Source organism: Rheinheimera sp. B2H12, assembly GCF_059620065.1.
The window spans coordinates 2,834,991-2,854,406 of sequence record NZ_CM184363.1 but is presented as its reverse complement, the minus strand read 5'-3'; the positions used below and the strand labels follow the sequence as shown (position 1 = coordinate 2,854,406).

The 19,416-nt window shown below is 43.6% G+C and carries 18 protein-coding genes; 11 read left to right on the top strand and 7 right to left on the bottom strand.

Annotated features, from left to right (window positions below; translation table 11 throughout):
* Positions 1-87 precede the first annotated feature (87 nt).
* Positions 88-1,020 (top strand): sodium-dependent bicarbonate transport family permease, encoded by a 933-nt coding sequence (locus AC53GJ_RS12375; RefSeq protein WP_496728009.1) that lies wholly within the window; start codon positions 88-90, stop codon positions 1,018-1,020.
* Between the two features lie 420 nt (positions 1,021-1,440).
* Here AC53GJ_RS12375 and AC53GJ_RS12370 read toward each other — a convergent pair whose 3' ends face one another.
* The 7 genes from AC53GJ_RS12370 to AC53GJ_RS12340 form a co-directional block, all read right to left on the bottom strand.
* The gene (locus tag AC53GJ_RS12370) at positions 1,441-1,818 is read right to left on the bottom strand and encodes an ATPase (protein WP_496728008.1); all 378 of its coding nucleotides are present in this window, start codon (positions 1,816-1,818) and stop codon (positions 1,441-1,443) included.
* Positions 1,815-2,066, bottom strand: a complete 252-nt coding sequence (locus tag AC53GJ_RS12365; RefSeq protein WP_496728007.1) for an ATP-binding cassette domain-containing protein — start codon at positions 2,064-2,066, stop codon at positions 1,815-1,817. Before AC53GJ_RS12365 ends, AC53GJ_RS12370 begins: the two co-directional genes overlap by 4 nt.
* Entirely contained in the window at positions 2,066-2,308 is a 243-nt protein-coding gene (locus tag AC53GJ_RS12360) for a hypothetical protein (RefSeq protein WP_496728006.1), read from the bottom strand. Before AC53GJ_RS12360 ends, AC53GJ_RS12365 begins: the two co-directional genes overlap by 1 nt.
* A gap of 417 nt (positions 2,309-2,725) precedes the next feature.
* On the bottom strand, positions 2,726-3,067 hold the full coding sequence (locus AC53GJ_RS12355; RefSeq protein ID WP_496728005.1) for a putative quinol monooxygenase: 342 nt from the start codon (positions 3,065-3,067) through the stop codon (positions 2,726-2,728).
* A gap of 73 nt (positions 3,068-3,140) precedes the next feature.
* Positions 3,141-3,629, bottom strand: a complete 489-nt coding sequence (locus tag AC53GJ_RS12350) for a hypothetical protein (protein ID WP_496728004.1) — start codon at positions 3,627-3,629, stop codon at positions 3,141-3,143.
* A 38-nt stretch (positions 3,630-3,667) separates the two neighbouring features.
* A complete protein-coding gene (locus AC53GJ_RS12345) occupies positions 3,668-5,749 on the bottom strand; it encodes a bifunctional diguanylate cyclase/phosphodiesterase (protein ID WP_496728003.1) in 2,082 nt (693 codons plus the stop codon).
* Between the two features lie 292 nt (positions 5,750-6,041).
* Complete coding sequence (locus tag AC53GJ_RS12340) at positions 6,042-6,731, bottom strand: transglutaminase-like cysteine peptidase (RefSeq protein WP_496728002.1); 690 nt, start codon at positions 6,729-6,731, stop codon at positions 6,042-6,044.
* A 348-nt stretch (positions 6,732-7,079) separates the two neighbouring features.
* Between AC53GJ_RS12340 and galU the strand changes: the two genes are divergently transcribed.
* From galU to AC53GJ_RS12290, 10 genes are all read left to right on the top strand, one after another.
* Positions 7,080-8,024, top strand: a complete 945-nt coding sequence (galU, locus tag AC53GJ_RS12335) for a UTP--glucose-1-phosphate uridylyltransferase GalU (RefSeq protein ID WP_496728001.1) — start codon at positions 7,080-7,082, stop codon at positions 8,022-8,024.
* Positions 8,025-8,030: 6 nt separating this feature from the next.
* A complete protein-coding gene (locus AC53GJ_RS12330) occupies positions 8,031-9,374 on the top strand; it encodes a UDP-glucose dehydrogenase family protein (protein WP_496728000.1) in 1,344 nt (447 codons plus the stop codon).
* Between the two features lie 357 nt (positions 9,375-9,731).
* Complete coding sequence (locus AC53GJ_RS12325) at positions 9,732-10,757, top strand: NAD-dependent epimerase (protein ID WP_496727999.1); 1,026 nt, start codon at positions 9,732-9,734, stop codon at positions 10,755-10,757.
* A gap of 26 nt (positions 10,758-10,783) precedes the next feature.
* Complete coding sequence (gene wecC / locus AC53GJ_RS12320; RefSeq protein ID WP_496727998.1) at positions 10,784-12,028, top strand: UDP-N-acetyl-D-mannosamine dehydrogenase; 1,245 nt, start codon at positions 10,784-10,786, stop codon at positions 12,026-12,028.
* Positions 12,028-13,182: a lipopolysaccharide biosynthesis protein gene (locus AC53GJ_RS12315; protein WP_496727997.1), complete on the top strand. Its 1,155-nt coding sequence runs from the start codon at positions 12,028-12,030 to the stop codon at positions 13,180-13,182. Before wecC ends, AC53GJ_RS12315 begins: the two co-directional genes overlap by 1 nt.
* A gap of 32 nt (positions 13,183-13,214) precedes the next feature.
* Positions 13,215-14,159 carry a polysaccharide pyruvyl transferase family protein gene (locus tag AC53GJ_RS12310; RefSeq protein ID WP_496727996.1) on the top strand — a complete coding sequence of 315 codons (945 nt, stop codon included), beginning with the start codon at positions 13,215-13,217 and terminating at the stop codon, positions 14,157-14,159.
* Positions 14,156-14,929 carry a hypothetical protein gene (locus AC53GJ_RS12305; protein ID WP_496727995.1) on the top strand — a complete coding sequence of 258 codons (774 nt, stop codon included), beginning with the start codon at positions 14,156-14,158 and terminating at the stop codon, positions 14,927-14,929. The genes AC53GJ_RS12310 and AC53GJ_RS12305 overlap by 4 nt, the downstream gene beginning before the upstream one ends.
* Before the next feature lie 7 nt (positions 14,930-14,936).
* Complete coding sequence (locus tag AC53GJ_RS12300; protein ID WP_496727994.1) at positions 14,937-16,175, top strand: hypothetical protein; 1,239 nt, start codon at positions 14,937-14,939, stop codon at positions 16,173-16,175.
* 29 nt (positions 16,176-16,204) lie between these two features.
* Positions 16,205-17,212: a glycosyltransferase family protein gene (locus AC53GJ_RS12295; protein ID WP_496727993.1), complete on the top strand. Its 1,008-nt coding sequence runs from the start codon at positions 16,205-16,207 to the stop codon at positions 17,210-17,212.
* Positions 17,213-17,216: 4 nt separating this feature from the next.
* Positions 17,217-19,397 carry a bi-domain-containing oxidoreductase gene (locus AC53GJ_RS12290; protein ID WP_496727992.1) on the top strand — a complete coding sequence of 727 codons (2,181 nt, stop codon included), beginning with the start codon at positions 17,217-17,219 and terminating at the stop codon, positions 19,395-19,397.
* Positions 19,398-19,416: the final 19 nt, after the last annotated feature.

Here is a 19,416-nt window from a genome sequence, read left to right as displayed (position 1 = left end):
TCCAATATACCTTTTTCCACCGACAATCGCCAGCCAGCAAAGCAGGAGCAGAGCAGGCTGCTGCTAGTCATCCAGAGAAGAGGTTTGATGATGCCAGATATTGTGATTGCGTTTTTTATGCTGGGGCTGGCCGCCGGCTTGTTAAAGTCAGATTTGAAAGTGCCGCAATCGATTTATGACACCTTGTCGATTTTGTTAATGCTGGTACTGGGGTTAAAAGGCGGTCTGGCGTTACATGGCCAGTTTGAACAACGGATGCTGGTGCAGTTGCTGCCAATTGTCGGTTTGGGCTTTGTGTTACCGCTGTTGTGTTTTGTCATACTGCAAAAAGTGGTGAAGTTAAAGCTGGATGATGCGGTCAGTGTGGCGGCACATTATGGCTCGGTCAGTGCCGGTACCTTTGCTGTGGTGTTGGCGCTGGTGGAAAAAGCCGGTTTACCGCTCAATGCCGAAACCACCTTATATCTGGTGTTACTGGAATTACCGGCCATTGTAGTGATGTTATGGCTGCACCGGCGTTTGACAGGACAGGGCAGTGCTGGTGGCATTTTGCGGGAGTCGCTGACCAGCCGGGGTGTGCTGTTGCTCGGTGGTGGTGTGCTGATTGGGTATTGTTACGGCCCTGAAGGGATGGCCCCGATAGCGCCGGTGCTGCTGGGTGGCTTTAAAACCATGTTAGCGATGTTTTTGCTGGAAATGGGCCTTTGTACTGCCCGCGCTTGCTCACCGATGCCATGGCAGCACTGGCGTCTGATGATTTTTGCGGTGGTGGCACCTTTTATCCTGGCCTGGGCTGGTATTGCCACGGCGTTATTGTTGCAATTGCCAGAAGGCAGTGCGCTGGTCCTGGCCGGGCTTTGCGCCAGTGCCTCTTATATTGCGGCACCGGCAGCAATCCGGGTAGCAGTACCTGGCGCTGATATCGGTCTGGCAATGCTGGCAGCGCTTGGCATCACCTTTCCGGTCAATGTGCTGATTGGCATCCCGCTGTATCAGCAATGGCTGGGTTGGTTTTATTAATGATGTTGCCGTGAATGTTGGGGTCGCTCGATGTTTGAATTTGGATTTCATTTGCATCAGCAATTCAGCAGAACCGCTGAAAAACCAGAGCAATCCGATCACTTAGCGTACAAAAATACCATCAAGAACAAGAGGGTTAGCAGGTGATCGGATCCCACGACATAGGCACAAAACTTAAGAACCCGTAATTGTTTTAGACATGATCGACGAGTATTGTGCTACTGAATTGTTGAAAAATGGGATCAAGAATGTTCGTTCATAATATGAGGGATTACAGCAGCTAGTACATTTTTAGTATTAGAAAGTTTAGCGAGCTATGTGGATTTATGATTTGTACTCATGTTGTATATTATACGAGCTCAAAAATATAACACTTAAAAAATGCTCACCTTCTTTCTTCATAAAACCATTATTTTATTATCAATAGCGGATTTTATTTTTGTCCCATTTAGAAAGAACATAATCCTGAAACCAAACTGGTTGAATTCTGTTGTACTTTTCAATCTTAATTTTTAATAAATTATTTTCTGATTTCTCAGCGAACAACTCTTGCTCATAAGAGTTGTCAAAGTAGTAGACTCTATCGCAAAGTAAGCTCATATCATAGAGATTAGATAAGCTCTTGTTATATCGACTTATAATCTTCGCCGTTGGTACATTGTGACCACCTGATGAAACACGCTGATTGACCCTTGCTATATTGACGACAGGATCGTTTATGCAGACATAATAAAGATAAGTTTTAAAGCCAGCTGCTTTTGCACGCTGAATATACTCTAAATGTGAGTAATGACTCATTCATATGTCAAAGAAAGGTTAAGTTCAAGGTATCTTTCTCTGAGTCCTGTACAAATTTTTTGAGACATTTCAACGCGTTCTATATCACCAATTTCGCGTCCATCAATTTTGTAGTTTTTCAAAGTTAGTGCGACATCATCAGGATTGATGTATTGGCCAAAATGAACGTCTTTATGCTCTTGAAGCGTAGAAAAGAGAGTTGTTTTTCCGGAACCGTTTGGTCCTGCAATTAATCTGATCCGAGGCACTATTCGCCCGCCAGCAGAGGTATAAATTTACCTGTATTTACAATATGACGTACTGACTCTTCACCATTAGGCATAACTTCAACGACATAACCATCCTTAATGACAGTAACGTTATGACCACTTTGAAGTACGCGTCGTTTGGTTTTTTTTGCTCCACTTGCAGCGTATGCAGCCAGTGTATCAAAGTTTTCAAGAGCATCTTGACCTGCACTATATGAAGCTCTAAGAACAGTTTTATTCATTCTGAAGTCACCTTTCTAAGAATTCATTAAAGATGGTACCACAATCGCCATTTGACGTAAAACATAGCCACCAGTTGTTATCTTACTCAACTCATATAGGTCTATTTTAGCCTTTAAGTTTTTATTAGACCACGCGAAAGGAACTAAACTTAATTAAGTTGTTAATTTTATTTGAGTTACACTGGTTTTTGGTTGTACATTTTTCTAATACGCATTTAAACCGCCACACCGGCACGATTGAATCGTTTAAAAAATGTGCATCATGTGGATGCCAAATGTTGGGCTGCCGCTTTGTGTCAAATGTTGAGTCTCTTCTACAAATTTTTGAACCCAAGTTACTGATTTACTTATGATTAATCATGGAGCTGACTAACTCATATGCATTGCAATAACGCACAAGATGGCGTGCTGTTACAGCTATGGCGCATCAAAGTCTGCCGGTTCGTCGGTATAAATACAGACATTCCAATCCGCGGCCAGACCATCTTCGGCGGTACAATAACGGGCAAAAAACTGCTGAATTTGTGGACGCTGGCAATGCGCTTCAAAGGCAGCTAAATCGGTCCAGATTTCATTAAACAGCAGCGGAAAGCTGTGTCCAGGTGCAAAAGGACTGCTGATTTGCCGGGTGACCCGATACTGCAGACAGCCGTCCTCGCGCAAGGTGTTTGGTTCAAGTGCCTGCAACACCTGAAACAGCTCAGCCTCTTTGCCTGGTTTAGGCAGAAACTGGGCTAAACAATAGACTTTTTTCGACATAAAACTTTCCATGGTTCAGTGGTAAAAAAAAACCTCCAACAGGAGGCTTTTGATATTTATTTACGACTCACAATTAGTTCAGTGAAGCGGCTTCCGGTACACCTGCACCAGTACCACCACCGATACCGTTACCAGCTGGAGCCGGGGCAGGAGCGATAGCGGCTGTAGCAGCACCTGGCGCACCAGCACCTGGCGCACCACCAGCGGCAGTGGCAGTATTCAGCGCGTTAGCAACTAAAGTCGGGTCAATACCTGAAGCAACAGCGTAAGCTGTGACTGTGTCGTTATCAACACAGCTGGTCGCTGTGGCTTTTAAAATATCTTCGACCAGAGCCGGATCGTTTTTAGCGAAATCAAGTGCAAATTCAACAACTTGTTCTGCTAATACCGGGCTACAGGTTTTAATGTCTGTCATTTCGGCAACGAAGTCAGTGATGGACTGGCCTTTGCCTTGCGCTGTTGCAAACATCGTGGCAACGTCAGTCGATGCTTCCTGCGCAGACACTGCCGGAACTGTCAGCTGTAAAGCAGCAGCTACCAAAGCGATTTTTACTAATTTCATATGCATTCCTCGCACAACAAATGGTTACAACAAAGATTTTAGGATTCTACCTGATTCTTGTCGAAAATACAGTCATTATTTTGTGAAACTTTTTCGAACGCAACCGGCGCGTGTAAACCACGCCCTTGCACCGCATCAATATGAATTTCATGACAGATCTTCACAATATCGGCGCTTTCAATCTGAGGCGCTATTACTTTTATCCCAATTCCATGACAAATATGCGTCATGGTCTGGACAAAAAAGCGGGTATCCGGCTGCTGCAAGGCCCGGATATAACTGCCGTCAATTTTGATGAAGTCGATATTCAGCCCCTGTAAATAGCGAAAAGAACTGAAACTGGCGCCGAATCGTTCAATTGCCACCTGAGCACCGGCTTGTTTCACCGCATTAAAAAACTCTGCCGCCGAGCTGATAGCACCCAGGGTCGCCTGTTCATTCACTTCAAACACTAACGCTGGCAATTGCTGTTGATTGGCCCGCAGGGTGTTAGTCAGCCAGCGGACAAAATGTTTGTCATGAAACGCACTTTTACTCAGGTTAATGGCAAATGACTGCTTTTTATGCTGTTTCAGTTTGCACAGGATATATGTGACCAGCGCTTTATCCAGTAATAGCGACACACCAAGCCGCTCTGCCATGGCAAAGACGTCGGAAGATGCCAGTTGTTTGCCATCGGCATTAAATTTAATAAAGGTTTCGACATACAGAATTTGTTGTTGCTGATAGACCGGCTGCAGCACCAGATCAAACATCTTTTCCATGTCATCAGACAAGCTCAGCTCGGTGCTGTAATCGCTCGCCGCAGTGTCGGCAATCACAGAACGGGTGAAACGATGCAAAATGTGTTGCCATTCAGAGCGTGAATGCAAGGTTTGGTGATTTTCTTGCTGAAAATCCAAAATTGGCATCACGGCAGCTTGTTGTTTGGCTTGCATGGCATCAAGCCGGCTTAAGCTACTGCTTAAATCGGCCCCAGCTTGCACCGGCAGTAACACTAAGCTGGCAAAGCCATGTGGATAGGCATCGTTGTTGGCAATTTCAAACGACTGACGCAACTGGGCATCAAATTCAACCGCAGTGGTGGCACCCAGCCTGGCCAGAATGGCAAATTCCGAACCGCTGATCCGAAATAGCTGCGACCATTGCAAAGCTTTTAATTGTGCCTGTAATAATGAACCGGCTTTTTCGACATAGGCATCGCCACTGGCGTAACCTGCTGCGTCGTTTAAGTCTTTTAACGAGGGCAGGGCAATGAGTCCTAAATACAAGGCGTTACCATCTTCCCCTGGCTCAGCCTGCAGGCTGGCATAAGACTGTGCCAGTGCCCGCCGGTTTGGCAACGCTGTTAACGGATCCAAATAGGCTTGTTGATTCAGTTGTTCAGCCCGTTCAGTCAGCTCGGTAAAACTGCGTTTAACATTGCCAACCATATGATTCAGCGCATAAACAACGGCGCGCAGTTCTTTGGTCAGCGGCAGGTAATCCAGCAGTTCAAAGCGTTTTTCCGCTAGTTGTGAGGCTTGACGTTCAATATCTTTCAGCGGATTTAACACCGCCAGTAACAACAGATGCACTGCCGCCAGGGCGCCAAGGCAGATAAACAAACTCGCCCAGAACACCGCTTTGACGTGGTTCCATAAACTGCTGTAAGCATGACCCGGGTGCGCCTGTACCGCCAACACCCCTGCAATACGCCAGCCGTCATTCACTTCAGATGTCATCACCGGCGGATTGAGCGCAAACCAGCGAATAAACCAGGCTGGCACGCCTTGTACCTGCACCGGATTGTGGCGGTCAAATACCACTTTGCCATCAGCAGCGGTAAATTTAATTTGCAGATAATAGCCAGAGTCAAAAATGGCCGACACCATGGTATCTGCCATCACGGTATCCTGCTCAGCCAGATGCGGCGACATCGACAACCCCAGACTATTGGCGGTATCCAGTGCCGTACGCGACAGCTGAGTGTCCAGATAGCTGCGCATATGATTGGCGCTGACCAGCACTGTGGCGACAAAAGTAATAATGGCCAGTAGCAGTAGCAGTACACTGAGCTGAGTACTCAGCGCGATGCCACCTTTAAAAGGGCGGTGTTGTAATTGTTTTTCTGTGCTCATCGTTTCGGCCTTTATCCGTGACAGGACACTTCGTTAACTAAATACCATTTGTTGGTTGGACTCGCGATCAATCCGTAGCTTGGCCTTGACGGAGCGCGAAGCGCTGCGGTAGTCCAACATTTGCCATCAACCATGGATTAAAGCCCAACACTGGCGGCGGTAACCTTTATTTATTGCGCTTGTCGGACTGCCCAACTGCAATGCAGTTGGTCGCACTTCGTGGTAAGTCCCGACCTACGGTAATACATGTTACATTTGGTCAGTCCGACCTACCGCGAGCATCAATATGAGGCTACAAACCTTGCTCAATTTTATTCATCACTTCGGTCCAACTGGTGATACCGCTGCTGTCTTTCACCCGCCGGCCCAGGCCATTGGCCTTGGCTAACCACAAACCGCTGGCGTTAAAGCTATACACCGGGCGTAAATCGGTCCGCTCGTTGGCGGGTTTAATCTGTGGATCCATATTATCCAGCACCAGCGGGTAATCCTGTGGATTTTCAAAATACACCAGCACCATATGTGGCTCGTTCACCGACAAAGCCCGCACATACATCAGCCGGAGCTTTTCGTCCGCCACTCCCATAGCGCGCAAGGTAAAATATTTGGCGATGGCATAGTCTTCACAATCGCCGGCGCCAGTACCAAGCGATTCAACAGGCGTCGCCCAATAATCGACTTTGCCCCAGTGCTCAGCATCTGATTTGTACGCCACCTTGCGATTAAAAAATTGATTGGCCTGGTGGACGCGGTCCCAATCACTGGCATCGCTACCTTTTTTGATCAAATCACGCCATGCGGTAAAACGCGCAGTCGCAGCCGCGCCGTACCGTTGTTCAACGTCAGCGAAAAAAGTCGCAGTAAAAGTGGTATCGGCATAGTTAGCACCAAGCGCCAGCGAGAAGAGGGCCAATACCGACCAAAAACTGTGTTTTAAAATGGCAAACTCCGGAACAAGCCGCGATCCAGCTGACCAGCCCATGTATCACAACCTCTGGCAGCATCTGTACATGAGGTTAGCATAGCCCTTCAGAGCACATCAAATAATAACACTGTGAATCATTGATTTAGCCCTCAGTTTTACCGGTAAAAACCGCCGCAGATGGCGGCTGAATGACGTTCGCCATAAAAATGTAATTTGCATCAAAACTGAAAAAACGGTATAAATACGCCTTCATTCCAAGGGTGGGATCTACAGCGCGCAGCAATTGCCAGGCTGTTTTTTGCCAGATGGCAACATATTTTTCTGTAGAAGGAACTGCAGTGCTTCACAATGCTGACATGCGGTTCCATGGGTATTAATTCTCCACAGTGGAACAGGACAGAGTAAATGGTCAAGTCGCCAATTCAGCAGTCTCAATTTGGTCGTCGTACTGACGACGATTTCAAAGTCACCAGAGCCGTTATTCCAGTTGCAGGTTTAGGAACCCGGATGTTACCGGCCACTAAAGCCATGCCAAAAGAAATGTTGCCTATCGTTGATAAGCCATTGATCCAATACGTAGTACAAGAGGCGGTCGCCGCTGGTATTACAGAAATTGTGCTGGTGACGCATTCTTCAAAAAACAGCATTGAAAACCACTTTGATACCAGCTTTGAATTAGAAGCAGCGCTGGAAAAACGGGTCAAACGGCAACTGCTAGAAGAAGTTCGTAATATTACGCCAAAACACGTCACAGTGATTTCGGTACGCCAGCCGCAGGCGCTGGGGTTAGGTCATGCCATTTTATGTGCCCGCCCCGTGGTGCGAAACCACCCATTTGCCGTGTTATTACCGGATGTGATTGTCGATCAATACCAATCCAATCTGAAAAAAGACAATCTGGCCGCGATGATCAAAAGATATAGCGAAACCGGCCATAGTCAGATTATGGTGGAGCCAGTACCGCAGCACCTGGTCAATCAATATGGGGTGGTGGATATTAGCGGTGCCAGCTTAGCGCAAGGTGAAAACGCCACTATTGCTGATATGGTGGAAAAACCAGATCTGGAAGAAGCGCCAAGCAATTTTGCCATTACTGGCCGTTATGTATTGTCTCCAACCATTTGGGACTTGCTGGAATTTACCCCACCAGGTGCCGGTGATGAAATTCAGCTGACAGATGGTTTGCATCAGTTACGCTTGCTGGAAACGCTGGAAGCTTACCATATCAAAGGCAAATCGCATGATTGTGGCAATAAGCTGGGTTATGCCATTGCCAACGCAGAATATGCGCTGCGCAGCAATTTCGGCGCTGAGTTTAAACAAAAATTACAACAACTTCTGGCGGAATAAGCATTTATGCAGATAACAATATTCGGTACTGGTTATGTGGGTCTGGTGACTGGCGCATGTTTGGCTGATATGGGCCACAAAGTTTTATGTGTAGATATCGACCAGCAAAAAGTGGATAAGCTGAAAAAAGGCGTGATCCCAATTTACGAACCAGGACTGGAAGCTGTTGTTGTGGCAAATGTAGCCAGTGGCAATCTGCAATTTACCACGGATGCCGCCGAAGGGGTGGCGCATGCTGAAGTGCAATTTATAGCCGTCGGCACCCCGCCGGATGAAGATGGCTCTGCTGATCTGAAATACGTACTGGCTGTGGCAGCAACTATTGCCAAGCATATGACCAGCCACAAAATTGTGGTGAATAAGTCTACTGTGCCGGTTGGCACCGCTGATAAAGTGGCGGCGCTGTTAAGTAGTGTGCTGGCTGAGCGACACAGTGAGCTTAGCTTTGATGTGGTGTCTAATCCGGAATTTTTAAAAGAAGGTGCTGCGGTTAACGACTGCATGCGGCCGGATCGGATTGTGATTGGTGCTAAATCTGAGCACGCAGTGGCCGTGATGAAAGAGTTGTATGCCCCTTTTAATCGCAATCATGACCGGGTGATTGTGATGGATATCCGCTCCAGTGAACTGACTAAATATGCCGCCAACTGCATGCTGGCTACCAAAATCAGCTTTATGAATGAAATGTCGAATCTGGCCGAACGGTTAGGCGCAGATATCGAACAAGTTCGGCTTGGCATAGGTTCAGATCCACGCATTGGCTACCACTTTATTTACCCAGGCTGTGGTTATGGTGGCAGTTGTTTTCCAAAAGATGTGCAGGCGTTAATTCAAACCGCGCAAAGCATTGGTTATACACCGCATGTACTGCAAGCGGTTGAAGCGGTGAATGATCGGCAAAAAACCGTGTTGTTTAACCGGGTGGTGCAGCACTTTGGCGCTGATTTAACCGGTAAAACCTTTGCCATCTGGGGCCTGAGCTTTAAGCCCAATACCGATGATATGCGTGAAGCGGCCAGTCGGGTGCTGATGGAGGCCTTATGGGCGGCTGGTGCCAAAGTGCAGGCTTATGATCCGGAAGCGATGGAAGAAACCCAGCGTATTTATGGCCAGCGCGCTGATTTAGTGTTGTGTGGCACCAAAGAAGCGGCCTTGCAACAAGCAGATGCCTTGTTAATTTGTACTGAGTGGAAAAACTTCCGGGCGCCAGATTTTGCCAGCCTGAAAGCCAGCTTAAGTCAGCCGGTGATTTTTGATGGCCGCAACTTATATGATCCAGCACAGTTAAAACGTGAAGGTTTCACTTATTACGCCATTGGTCGTGCCGATAGCGTGCAAAAATTTCAATAAGCGAGTCGAGTAACAATGCAGTGACTGCCAGCAGTTTTTGCTGGCAGTGTTATTTTAAGGGGCCAGTGTTTGCTGCTCCCTGCGGTAGCTATGGTGCGCCAGGCAGGTCAGACTTACCACAATGTTCGAGCGTTTGTAGGTCGGACTCACCACGAAGTGCGACCCGGCATAAGCCGGGGCAGTCCGACAAGCACGATGGAAAATGGTCGCAGTCGTCAACCTAAGGGTTTTAATCCATGCTTGACGACGAATGTTTGGTTTGAACATGGTTGATGGCAAATGTTAGCCAAAGCCCAAAACAATTGAAAAAATGCGGCAGATAAAAATTCCGCTTATCAACCCCGGATGGAGCAAACCATGAAATTTTTAGTAACAGGCGTCGCCGGTTTTATCGGTAGTAAAGTTGCTGAAGTATTATGCCAGCAAGGCCATCAGGTGGTTGGGATTGATAACCTGAATGACTATTATGATCCGGCGTTAAAACAAGCCCGGTTACAACGCATCTGCGACACACTGACTGCAGAGCAACTGCCGTTATTTCGGTTTATTAAACTGGATATCAGTGACCGTGTGGCTATGGCTGAGTTATTTGCCAGCGAAAAATTTCAGCGGGTGATCCATTTAGCCGCTCAGGCCGGTGTGCGTTATTCCATTGATAATCCAATGGCTTATGTCGATTCCAACCTGGTGGGTATGATGACCATCTTAGAAGGTTGCCGCCATCACCAGGTCGAGCATCTGGTGTATGCCAGTTCCAGCTCTGTGTATGGCAACCAGCAAAAAGTGCCTTTTAGTGAGTCGGACCCGGTTGATACGCCCATTTCGCTCTATGCCGCCACCAAAAAAGCCAATGAGCTGATGGCGCATACCTATAGCCACTTATATCAGTTACCCACCACTGGCCTGCGCTTTTTTACTGTGTATGGGCCATGGGGCAGACCCGATATGGCGCCGTGGAAATTCACCAAAGCCATTTTGGCCGGTCAGCCGATTGATGTGTATAACCACGGCCAATTACAACGCGACTTTACCTATATCGACGATATCGTTGAAGGGGTGCTCCGCATTCAGGATAAAGTGCCTGCCAGCAATGGTTATCCAACCCAGCTTGTCACGAATCCTTATTACAGCTTGTTTAATATTGGCAATAACCAGCCGGAAAAGCTGGAAGATTTTATTCGCGCCATTGAGCAGGCGGCTGGTTTGCAAGCGAGCAAAAACTACTTACCGATGCAAGCCGGTGACGTGCTGCAAACTTATGCCGATGTCGGCCAGTTGCAACAGGCGGTCAACTTCAAACCGGCAACCAGCTTAACGCAGGGCATGCAGTTATTCGTCGACTGGTATCGGGCTTACCAGCAATCAGCATCAACACAACTTTAATTTTTTCGAAAGTGGAAACAAAGAACATGGATTTTAAACGTATTTCAGTGATTGGTTTAGGGTATATCGGTTTACCAACGGCAGCGGTATTTGCCTCACGTGGTATTGAAGTGATTGGCGTGGATGTGAATCAAAAAGCGGTCGATACCATCAATCAAGGCAATATTCATATTGTGGAGCCTGATTTAGATATTGTGGTACGCAGTGTGGTGACTATGGGCAAATTGCGTGCCACCACCACGCCAGAAACGGCTGAAGCTTTTTTAATTGCAGTGCCAACACCCTTTAAAGGTGAAGACCACGAACCAGATTTAAGTTATATCGAAAAAGCCGCTGCAGCTATTGCGCCTGTATTGGCAAAAGGCAATTTAGTGATTTTAGAAAGTACTTCACCTGTTGGCGCTACCGAACAATTGGCGGCCTGGCTGGCGGCAGCGCGTCCAGACTTAACCTTCCCACAACATGCCGGTGATGCTGCCGATGTGAATGTGGCGCATTGCCCGGAGCGGGTATTGCCAGGCCATGTGCTGACTGAATTGGTTGCCAATGACCGGGTGATTGGTGGGATGTCAGCGGCTTGCTCGGCGAAAGCCGTGGCGTTGTACCAGACTTTTGTCCGTGGTGAATGTGTGGTGACCAATGCCCGCACCGCCGAAATGGCCAAACTGACCGAAAACAGCTTCCGCGATGTCAACATTGCTTTTGCCAATGAATTATCGATGATTTGTGACAAGCTGAAAATTAATGTCTGGGAGCTGATTAAGCTGGCTAATCGCCATCCGCGGGTGAATATTTTAAGCCCTGGCCCAGGTGTTGGCGGCCACTGTATTGCAGTTGACCCTTGGTTTATTGTTAATTCAGCGCCGAATGAAGCCAAGCTTATCCATCAGGCCCGCTTAGTGAATGACCATAAACCACATTTTGTGATTGAAAAAATTGCCGCCGCCGCTGATCAATTTAAAAAACCAGTGATTGCCTGCTTAGGGTTAGCCTTTAAAGCCGATATCGACGATTTACGCGAAAGCCCGGCGCTGGATATTGTCAAACATCTGGCAGAGCAGGGCGTAGGCCGTATTCTGGCGGTGGAACCGAATATTCAGCAGTTACCAGCCAAACTAGCCACCGCCGGCGTTGAACTGGCGACGCTGGAACAAGCACTGGAACAAGCCAATGTGGTGGTGGTGCTGGTGGACCATAAACAGTTTAAATCTTGTGATAAATCATTATTCCTGAGCAAGGTGATGATTGATACACGTGGGATTGTTATGTAATGCCATTTTTATCGAAAAAATATATTCAAGCAGTCTATAATGGAGTTGGTTCAGTTTCAGCTTCGTTGTTAATCGCTATTATAACGGCGAACTTCCTTTCAGTAGTAGAACGTGGAGCACTGCAACTCATAATTGTTAATGTCACGATACTTTCTGTATTTTTTTCTTTAGGTGTTCCATTTCATAATGCTTACAAAGTAAATAAAGATTTAACTAGGCCTGCTGATCATTATTTGTATTTTTTATCTGCCTTTTTTTGTACTTTGTTTTCATTATTTTTCTACGATAAAACGATTTTCAGTAATGCATACAGCTACATACTTTTCTTTTTTTCTTTCTTTTCTTTTTTTTATTGTTCAGAGAGAGCTAAAAATAAAGAAGATCTAAATTTATATTCCTTTATTCAAATTATTCAACCAACCTCCTGTCTTATTTTTTTACTAATGTTTTATTTTCTATCGAATATTTTCAATTTGGAGTTAGTGTTACTTTCTTACTCATTCTCCTATTTGATAGGTTTCTTTTTATATCTCTGGAAAACAAAAACTATATTGATAGGCAGTACAGGAGGAGATGGGTGTTTTGATTACAAGTTTGCATCTGGATACTGGTTATTTCAAATTTCTAGTTCAATGGTTACAAATATTGATAAAGTTTTTTTAGGCTATCATTTGGGTCTGTCCCAACTGGGCGTATATGCTGTTTTGCAGACAGTATCTAGTTTTTTCTCACGCATTTCAGAAAGAATTGCAGTGACGTACTTTGTTAATGCATCTGATTCAAAACATGAATTTGTTAGACGTAAAATTACATATTATTGTCTTTTATTTTCGCCAGTAATGTTTATCGTTGGATATATATTCGGTGAGTATTTAATTCATCATGTTTTTTCAGATTCATACGGTGGTCACGGGATATCTAGTGGTGTTTTATTTCTGAGTGTATTGATTTCTAGTTCATCTTGGATTATTTCACAGAGAGCTACTGCTAATGGAAAACCATATATTTTGATAATAAGGAATTTACTATCACTAATTGTGTTCTTTATTTCAGTAAATATTTTATATTTTACGGATGACATACTTAATGTTTCGCTTGCCAACTTGGTAGCAGCATTATTTAGATATGTGTTGTCATATTATTTCTCAGAGTAAGATGTGGTGAAAAATTGAATCATGCCAACCTGATGTTAGGTCTTAAAAAAAATTTAGAAAAGATACATTCGATTGCCCCTAAAGGAAGCTCAATTGCTTATTTCGATTATCCTGTGCACTTTAATATTGGCGATTTACTAATTTATCTAGGAACTATTCAATTTTTTGAAGAATCTGGTTATAACATTGTATATAGTTGCTGCGATAAAGCTGAAGATGATTCTAGCTTTATTGATCTGCCGTCTGATGTTATTATAATGATGCATGGTGGTGGGAATTTTGGAGACCTTTATAGTAAACACCAAAAGCTCAGAGAAAAAATAGTAAAAGAATACTCGGAAAACAGAGTTGTTATTTTACCTCAGAGTATTCACTTTTCAAATAATGATGAATTAAGAAAATCTGCAGAAATTTTCAGAACTCATACAGATGTGCATATTTGTTGTAGAGATTCATTTTCTTATGATGAGGCATTTAATTTTAGTGATAATGTGTATATGCTTCCAGATATGGCCCATTGTTTATGGGGCTCAATTTTACTAGAAAAAATAAAAGAAAATATCGTAGAAAGTAAAGTATCAAAAACCTTGATTCAGAATAGAATCGACAAGGAAAATTCTAAGCAAGAATTTGGACATTTATACAACAACTACTGCACCTATGACTGGTATGATGACTTGCCAATTTCATCACGGATATATTCTTCAATTATCAGTCGTATTTCAAAGTTGCCAATCTCCAAAAATATCAATGGATTCATTGAGGCGCAATGGAGAACACAAGCATTAAAAAGTGTTTGTAATGCATGTGTTTCAATAACTAAATACGATAATTTCGTAACAAATCGACTGCATGGTCATATTTTCTCAATGTTGCTTTCAATGGAGCACGAGCCACTTGATAATAACTATGGGAAAATTAGTCGGTATCGAGCGGCTTGGACAAAGAACTCTCCTGTTATTAAGGGTGCAAAGTGAAATATATAATTGGCAGTGGTTGGTGGTGTGGAGCGGACACTTCAGATGGTAAGCGAGTGTTGTATGGTGACGAAAAAATTCGAGGTGTTGAGTTTAATAAAATCTGGTATGATTTATTAACAAAATATACAAAACCTGAAAAGATTATAATTGTAGATAGTAACTCGCCAGTTAAACCTTCTACAGATTATGGCGATGAGGTTGAATTTATTTCACTACCAATCAATGCAGGTCACGCAGTTAAACACACTGGAAAATATTGTGGTTGGACCAGATCTGTACTGTTAGGGCTTCAATATGCGATATTATCTGACGCTGATTACTTTGTATACGTAGAACAAGATACGTTACTTAGTAAAGAGGGTATAATTGAGCATTGTATAAAAAACATGAAATCTGATTATCTTTTTGGTTCCGGTGAAGGCACTTCTCATTCTCTTCAGCAGTCTTTCTTTATTATTAGTAGGCTCGGTATGGAAAAGTTCATGTGCAGACTTCAATCTATTAACTTTACTGATAATCAAATTTCTCCTGAAAGTAAATTTGCAATTGCGTCCTCTAGTTTCTGGTCGTTATTCCCTAATTTTTTATGGACGATAAAAGCTGGCATCACCTCCCGTGTTCTGCACATGCACAAAGGATTTCAATATGTCCCCTTTGGCTACGGTCGTACTAGACCAATAAATTTTCTTGATGAGTTTTTTTATTTCCAGCATGGGACAACAGATGAATTAAAATCATTCATGGAAAAGATAAAAGCTGAACGGTGAGAATACAATGTTAGCTTACTCAAGAATTAATGGAATGTTGTCAATTGTTTTGTTTATTGGATTATTGATAGTTCCGGTATCCGATTTTATTTCTGTTTATGGAAGATATAATGATATCAATGCGCTAGAACGATTTAGTCTTGTTTTTAGATTGATATTAATGATTTTGGCCTTAGTTCTCGCCTTGAACTATAGAAGCTGGAGGAAAAACACAGTATTTTTCGTTTTTTTATTTGGGGCATTATCTGTTGTTACAAATTTTTTTGTTGTCGATGGTGTTGATTTATCTCTTTTATTTGAAACAATGTTGTTTTTGCTTAAATACTTTTTGTTCTTTCTTTATTTGTATGCATTTAAGTATATCATTGATAATGAAATAATTTCTTTCGATAAATTTGAAAAGTATTTTAGTCTTGTGATTTTTTCATATGCATTCTTTATTGTATATGGGGCGTTTTCTGGTTCTGAGATATTTCACAATTACCTAGAAACAGAACGGTGGGGTGTCAAAGGTATTATTATAGCTGGAAATGAAGCATCGGGTTTTTTATTAATCGCAATTTTCTGGGCGTTAATTGATACTTCTTCAAAGATGAAATTTTGTTCATTTGTAATAATAGCTTTAGCTTGTCTTTTATCAGGTACAAAAGCTTCAATGTTATCTCTGATATTCGCAACATTTTGCTATTTCATCATAAAATACAGAGCTTTAGGGGTTTTAATATCGTTATTAGCTGCTTTTTTTCTATTCATAATTACTATAGTTATGTATTACTCCTTACCAGCAGTACAAGAAAATATCGATAATAACATAGCTTATTTCATGTGGCATTTTGATAATACTGCTAATGATAGTTTCTTCAACTTGGCTCTTACGGGGAGAGATTACAAGTTCAGTTTTGTGTTTTCTGAACTTATGAGTTACTCACCATGGTCTTTGGTCGTCGGAGGTTATCCCGTCGGACTTTACCAAGTCGAAATGGATTTTTTCGATCTAGTAACTTTGTTAGGTATTTTCTTCACCATATTATATGTGTATCTATGGTTCTCTTCTTGGGGGGCTTTCTTTAAAACAGACCTAAATTTTTTTAAGTTGGCTTTCTGCATTTCTTTTTTTGTTTTAGGCTTTTTGGCAGGTCATTTTTACAATTCGGCAATGGCAGCCCCCCTAGCAGCGGCTCTATGCATCAGGTTTATTTATTTAGATAAACAAAGAAAAATTTCCGGACGCAAAAATAACAATTGATTTTTTTGTTGGTATTGTTGGTGTAATAGATGAAAGTTAAAGAAGATTTACATATAGTAGGGCCTTACCCACCTCCTTATGGTGGTGTTTCTGTTCATATAGCAAGGATGCTGCCTTTTCTAAAATCGAGCAAGATATCATATATTTTGTATGATCAATACAGCACAAATTTAGATAGTAAAAAAATAATTGCAACTAACAAAAGTATGGCCTGGTGGCTTGGGTATTTATTTAGAAGTAAGCCTAAAGTGATTCATATCCATCAGTTTTCTTTTTTTATATTTATATATGCTTTTATCCTGTCTCTAAGTTCAAAATCAAAAGTCATTGTTTCAGTGCACAATGAGAACATACTAAATAAGGGCAACCTCTATAAATTTTTTGCGACTTTTTTTGTTAAGGTTTCAAGGCGCTGTGATTATATAATTGTTTCTGAAAAGGTTTTTTCTGCACTTCAATCCAAGCATTGTATCAATATTCGTTACTTACCGGCCTACGTACCTCCATCAAATGTAGAGCATAAAAAATTGCCAAATGAAAATGCAAAGCCAATAGTGCTGTTTAATGCTTGGAAATTAAACAAAAGTCTTTCAAAGGTTTATGGTTTTGATTTGCTGGCCAAATTGGCTGTTCATTTTAGAGACTATAATTTTTATTGTTTTGTTGGTGATGAAGTTTCGGCGAAGTTTGTTGATGATTATGTTTCAGAAAATAAAATAAGCAATATAAATTCGATAGCTTGTGAAAATCTAATAGAGTACTTAAGTTGTGCTGATTTGTTTTTGCGTTTGAATCGAGAGGATGCGTATGGAGTTTCCGTTAAAGAAGCTCTCGATTTGGGGGTGTCGGTAATAGCTTCTGATGTCTGTACAAGAGCGAAAGGGGCGCGTTTATTTAGCAGTGGCTCTGTACAAAGTTTAATTCACACTATTAATGAACTTGAATTAATAAATTTTCGGTTGGATAAAAGTCAAATTGATAAAACTGACTTTCATATCCAATTGATCGATATATACAAAAAATATTTAGGGGCATGATGCTATGAAACAAGTAACCCAAACTCTTAGAACCGGTGTGGTAGAAGTAAATGAAGTGCCGGTTCCTGCACTGACGGATGCATTTGTGCTGGTTTGCAATACTGCTTCAGTTATTTCTGCGGGTACCGAAAAAACTAAAATTGATATGGGCAAAAAGAATCTGCTGCAAAAAGCCAAGGCGCGGCCAGATTTGGTCAAGCAGGTGATTAAAAAAATTCGCACTGAAGGCTTGGCAAAAACCTTCCAGACAGTGAATTCTCGGTTAAATTCGCCTTCGCCTTTGGGTTATAGCTGTGCGGGTCAGGTGGTTGCCGTGGGTGGTTTGGTCGATGGCCTGCAACCTGGCGACAGAGTTGCCTGTGGTGGTGCTGATTATGCAAACCATGCTGAATTTGTCGCAGTGCCAAAAAATCTGGTCGTGAAAATTCCGGCGAATGTGACCGATGAAGAAGCTGCTTTTACCACTGTGGGTTCTATCGCGCTGCAAGGTGTTCGCTTATCTGAACCTAAACTGGGCGAAACTTTCCTGGTATTGGGCTTAGGTTTATTAGGCCAAATTGCAGTCCAGCTGCTGCGTGCCAATGGCTGTCATGTGCTGGCCACTGATTTAGATCCGGCGTTAATTCAACGGGCAGAAGGTTTTGGTGCTACCGGTATTTATCCAGGCAGTGATGTTGAGGCCGTATGCAAAGATTTAACTGCCGGTTATGGCGTGGACGGCGTACTGGTCTGTGCCGGAACCTCCAGCAATCAGCCGATTGAGCTTTGTGGTGCCGTGACGCGTTCGAAAGGCCGCGTCGTAGTGGTTGGCGCAGTACGGATGGATATTCCACGTGAAGACTACTTTAAAAAAGAGATCTCGGTGGTTATTTCACGTTCTTATGGCCCTGGCCGTTATGATCCGTTTTATGAAGAAAACGGCAATGATTATCCGCTGGCTTATGTGCGTTTTACTGAACAACGCAATATGCAAACCTTCCTGGAACTGGTGTCGCAGCAAAAAGTTGATGTGAAGTCGTTAATTACCCATCGTTTTGCCGTGGACGATGCGGCACAGGCTTATGCCTTAATTGAAGGTGAAAAACGCGAACCCTACCTTGGCATAGTGATGGGCTATAACGCCAAAGCAGATGCTGTGCAGCCAGCTCGGATTGCGACTGCCAGTCAGCCAATCAGCAAAGACAAGTTGGGTTTGTCGTTTTTTGGTGCCGGTAACTACGCGACAGCCAGTTTACTGCCACCACTGAAAGACAGTGGCAAAGCTGATTTCCGTGGTCTGGTCACTGCCAGTGGCAGAACAGCGCAAGGGGTGGCGAAACAGTTCGGTTTCCAATTCTGTGCTGGTAATTTTGCCGAGCTGCTGACCGCAGACACCGATGTCATTGTGGTCACTACCCGGCATGACAGCCACGCCAGTTCGGTGATTGCTGCGATCCAAGGCGGCAAACATGTGTATGTTGAAAAACCGGTCGCGCTGAATGTGGAGGAGATCCTGGCGATAGACGCAGCGCATCAGCACAACCCTGCAGTACAACTGATGGTTGGTTTTAACCGCAGATTTGCGCCTTCAACACTGGATGTGATCCAGCATTTTTCCCATGTGACCTCACCTAAAGTGGTGAATATCCGGGTGAACTCTGGCAGTATTCCGGCTGATCACTGGATCCAGGATCCAAAAGAAGGCGGCGGTCGTCTGATTGGCGAAGGTTGTCACTTTATTGATTTAGCTTCAGCACTATTGCAACAAAACCCTGCGACTGTGTATGCGATTGGCACAGCCAAAGCCAATAAGTCAGCCTTATTGAATGACAACGTCATTATCACTTTGACCTATCCAGACGGCAGCATCGCCACTATTACCTACACGGCAGATGGCTCTAAAGCGATGGCAAAAGAGTATGTTGAGATGTTCGGTGGTGGTCGTTCGGCTGTGATCAACGACTTCCGTGAAGCTGTGCTGTATGAAGGCGACAGTAAAGAAACCCTGAAAAAACAGCCATCACAGGATAAAGGCCAGAAAAATATGCTCAATAGCTGGATTGCGGGTTTAACTGCTGGCACACCTTGTGTCAGTTACGATTGTTTAATGGCCAATAGCCTGGCCACTATTCTGGCGGTTGAATCTATGACGATTGCTGCGCCATTGCAGGTAAGTTTCAATGCTCTCACTGAGGCAGCGCAATAATGCGCTGCTGTATTTATGC

Bases quoted from the DNA above. Each gene is read 5' to 3' on its own strand.
- AC53GJ_RS12325 (WP_496727999.1), top strand. From the start codon at position 9,732: ATGAAATTTTTAGTAACAGGCGTCGCCGGTTTTATCGGTAGTAAAGTT.
- AC53GJ_RS12340 (WP_496728002.1), bottom strand. From the start codon at position 6,731: ATGGGCTGGTCAGCTGGATCGCGGCTTGTTCCGGAGTTTGCCATTTTA.
- AC53GJ_RS12345 (WP_496728003.1), bottom strand. From the start codon at position 5,749: ATGAGCACAGAAAAACAATTACAACACCGCCCTTTTAAAGGTGGCATC.
- wecC (WP_496727998.1), top strand. From the start codon at position 10,784: ATGGATTTTAAACGTATTTCAGTGATTGGTTTAGGGTATATCGGTTTA.
- AC53GJ_RS12360 (WP_496728006.1), bottom strand. From the start codon at position 2,308: ATGAATAAAACTGTTCTTAGAGCTTCATATAGTGCAGGTCAAGATGCT.
- AC53GJ_RS12290 (WP_496727992.1), top strand. From the start codon at position 17,217: ATGAAACAAGTAACCCAAACTCTTAGAACCGGTGTGGTAGAAGTAAAT.
- AC53GJ_RS12375 (WP_496728009.1), top strand. From the start codon at position 88: ATGATGCCAGATATTGTGATTGCGTTTTTTATGCTGGGGCTGGCCGCC.
- AC53GJ_RS12310 (WP_496727996.1), top strand. From the start codon at position 13,215: ATGTTAGGTCTTAAAAAAAATTTAGAAAAGATACATTCGATTGCCCCT.
- AC53GJ_RS12355 (WP_496728005.1), bottom strand. From the start codon at position 3,067: ATGTCGAAAAAAGTCTATTGTTTAGCCCAGTTTCTGCCTAAACCAGGC.
- AC53GJ_RS12350 (WP_496728004.1), bottom strand. From the start codon at position 3,629: ATGAAATTAGTAAAAATCGCTTTGGTAGCTGCTGCTTTACAGCTGACA.
- AC53GJ_RS12300 (WP_496727994.1), top strand. From the start codon at position 14,937: ATGTTAGCTTACTCAAGAATTAATGGAATGTTGTCAATTGTTTTGTTT.
- AC53GJ_RS12370 (WP_496728008.1), bottom strand. From the start codon at position 1,818: ATGAGTCATTACTCACATTTAGAGTATATTCAGCGTGCAAAAGCAGCT.
- AC53GJ_RS12330 (WP_496728000.1), top strand. From the start codon at position 8,031: ATGCAGATAACAATATTCGGTACTGGTTATGTGGGTCTGGTGACTGGC.
- galU (WP_496728001.1), top strand. From the start codon at position 7,080: ATGGTCAAGTCGCCAATTCAGCAGTCTCAATTTGGTCGTCGTACTGAC.
- AC53GJ_RS12295 (WP_496727993.1), top strand. From the start codon at position 16,205: ATGAAAGTTAAAGAAGATTTACATATAGTAGGGCCTTACCCACCTCCT.
- AC53GJ_RS12315 (WP_496727997.1), top strand. From the start codon at position 12,028: ATGCCATTTTTATCGAAAAAATATATTCAAGCAGTCTATAATGGAGTT.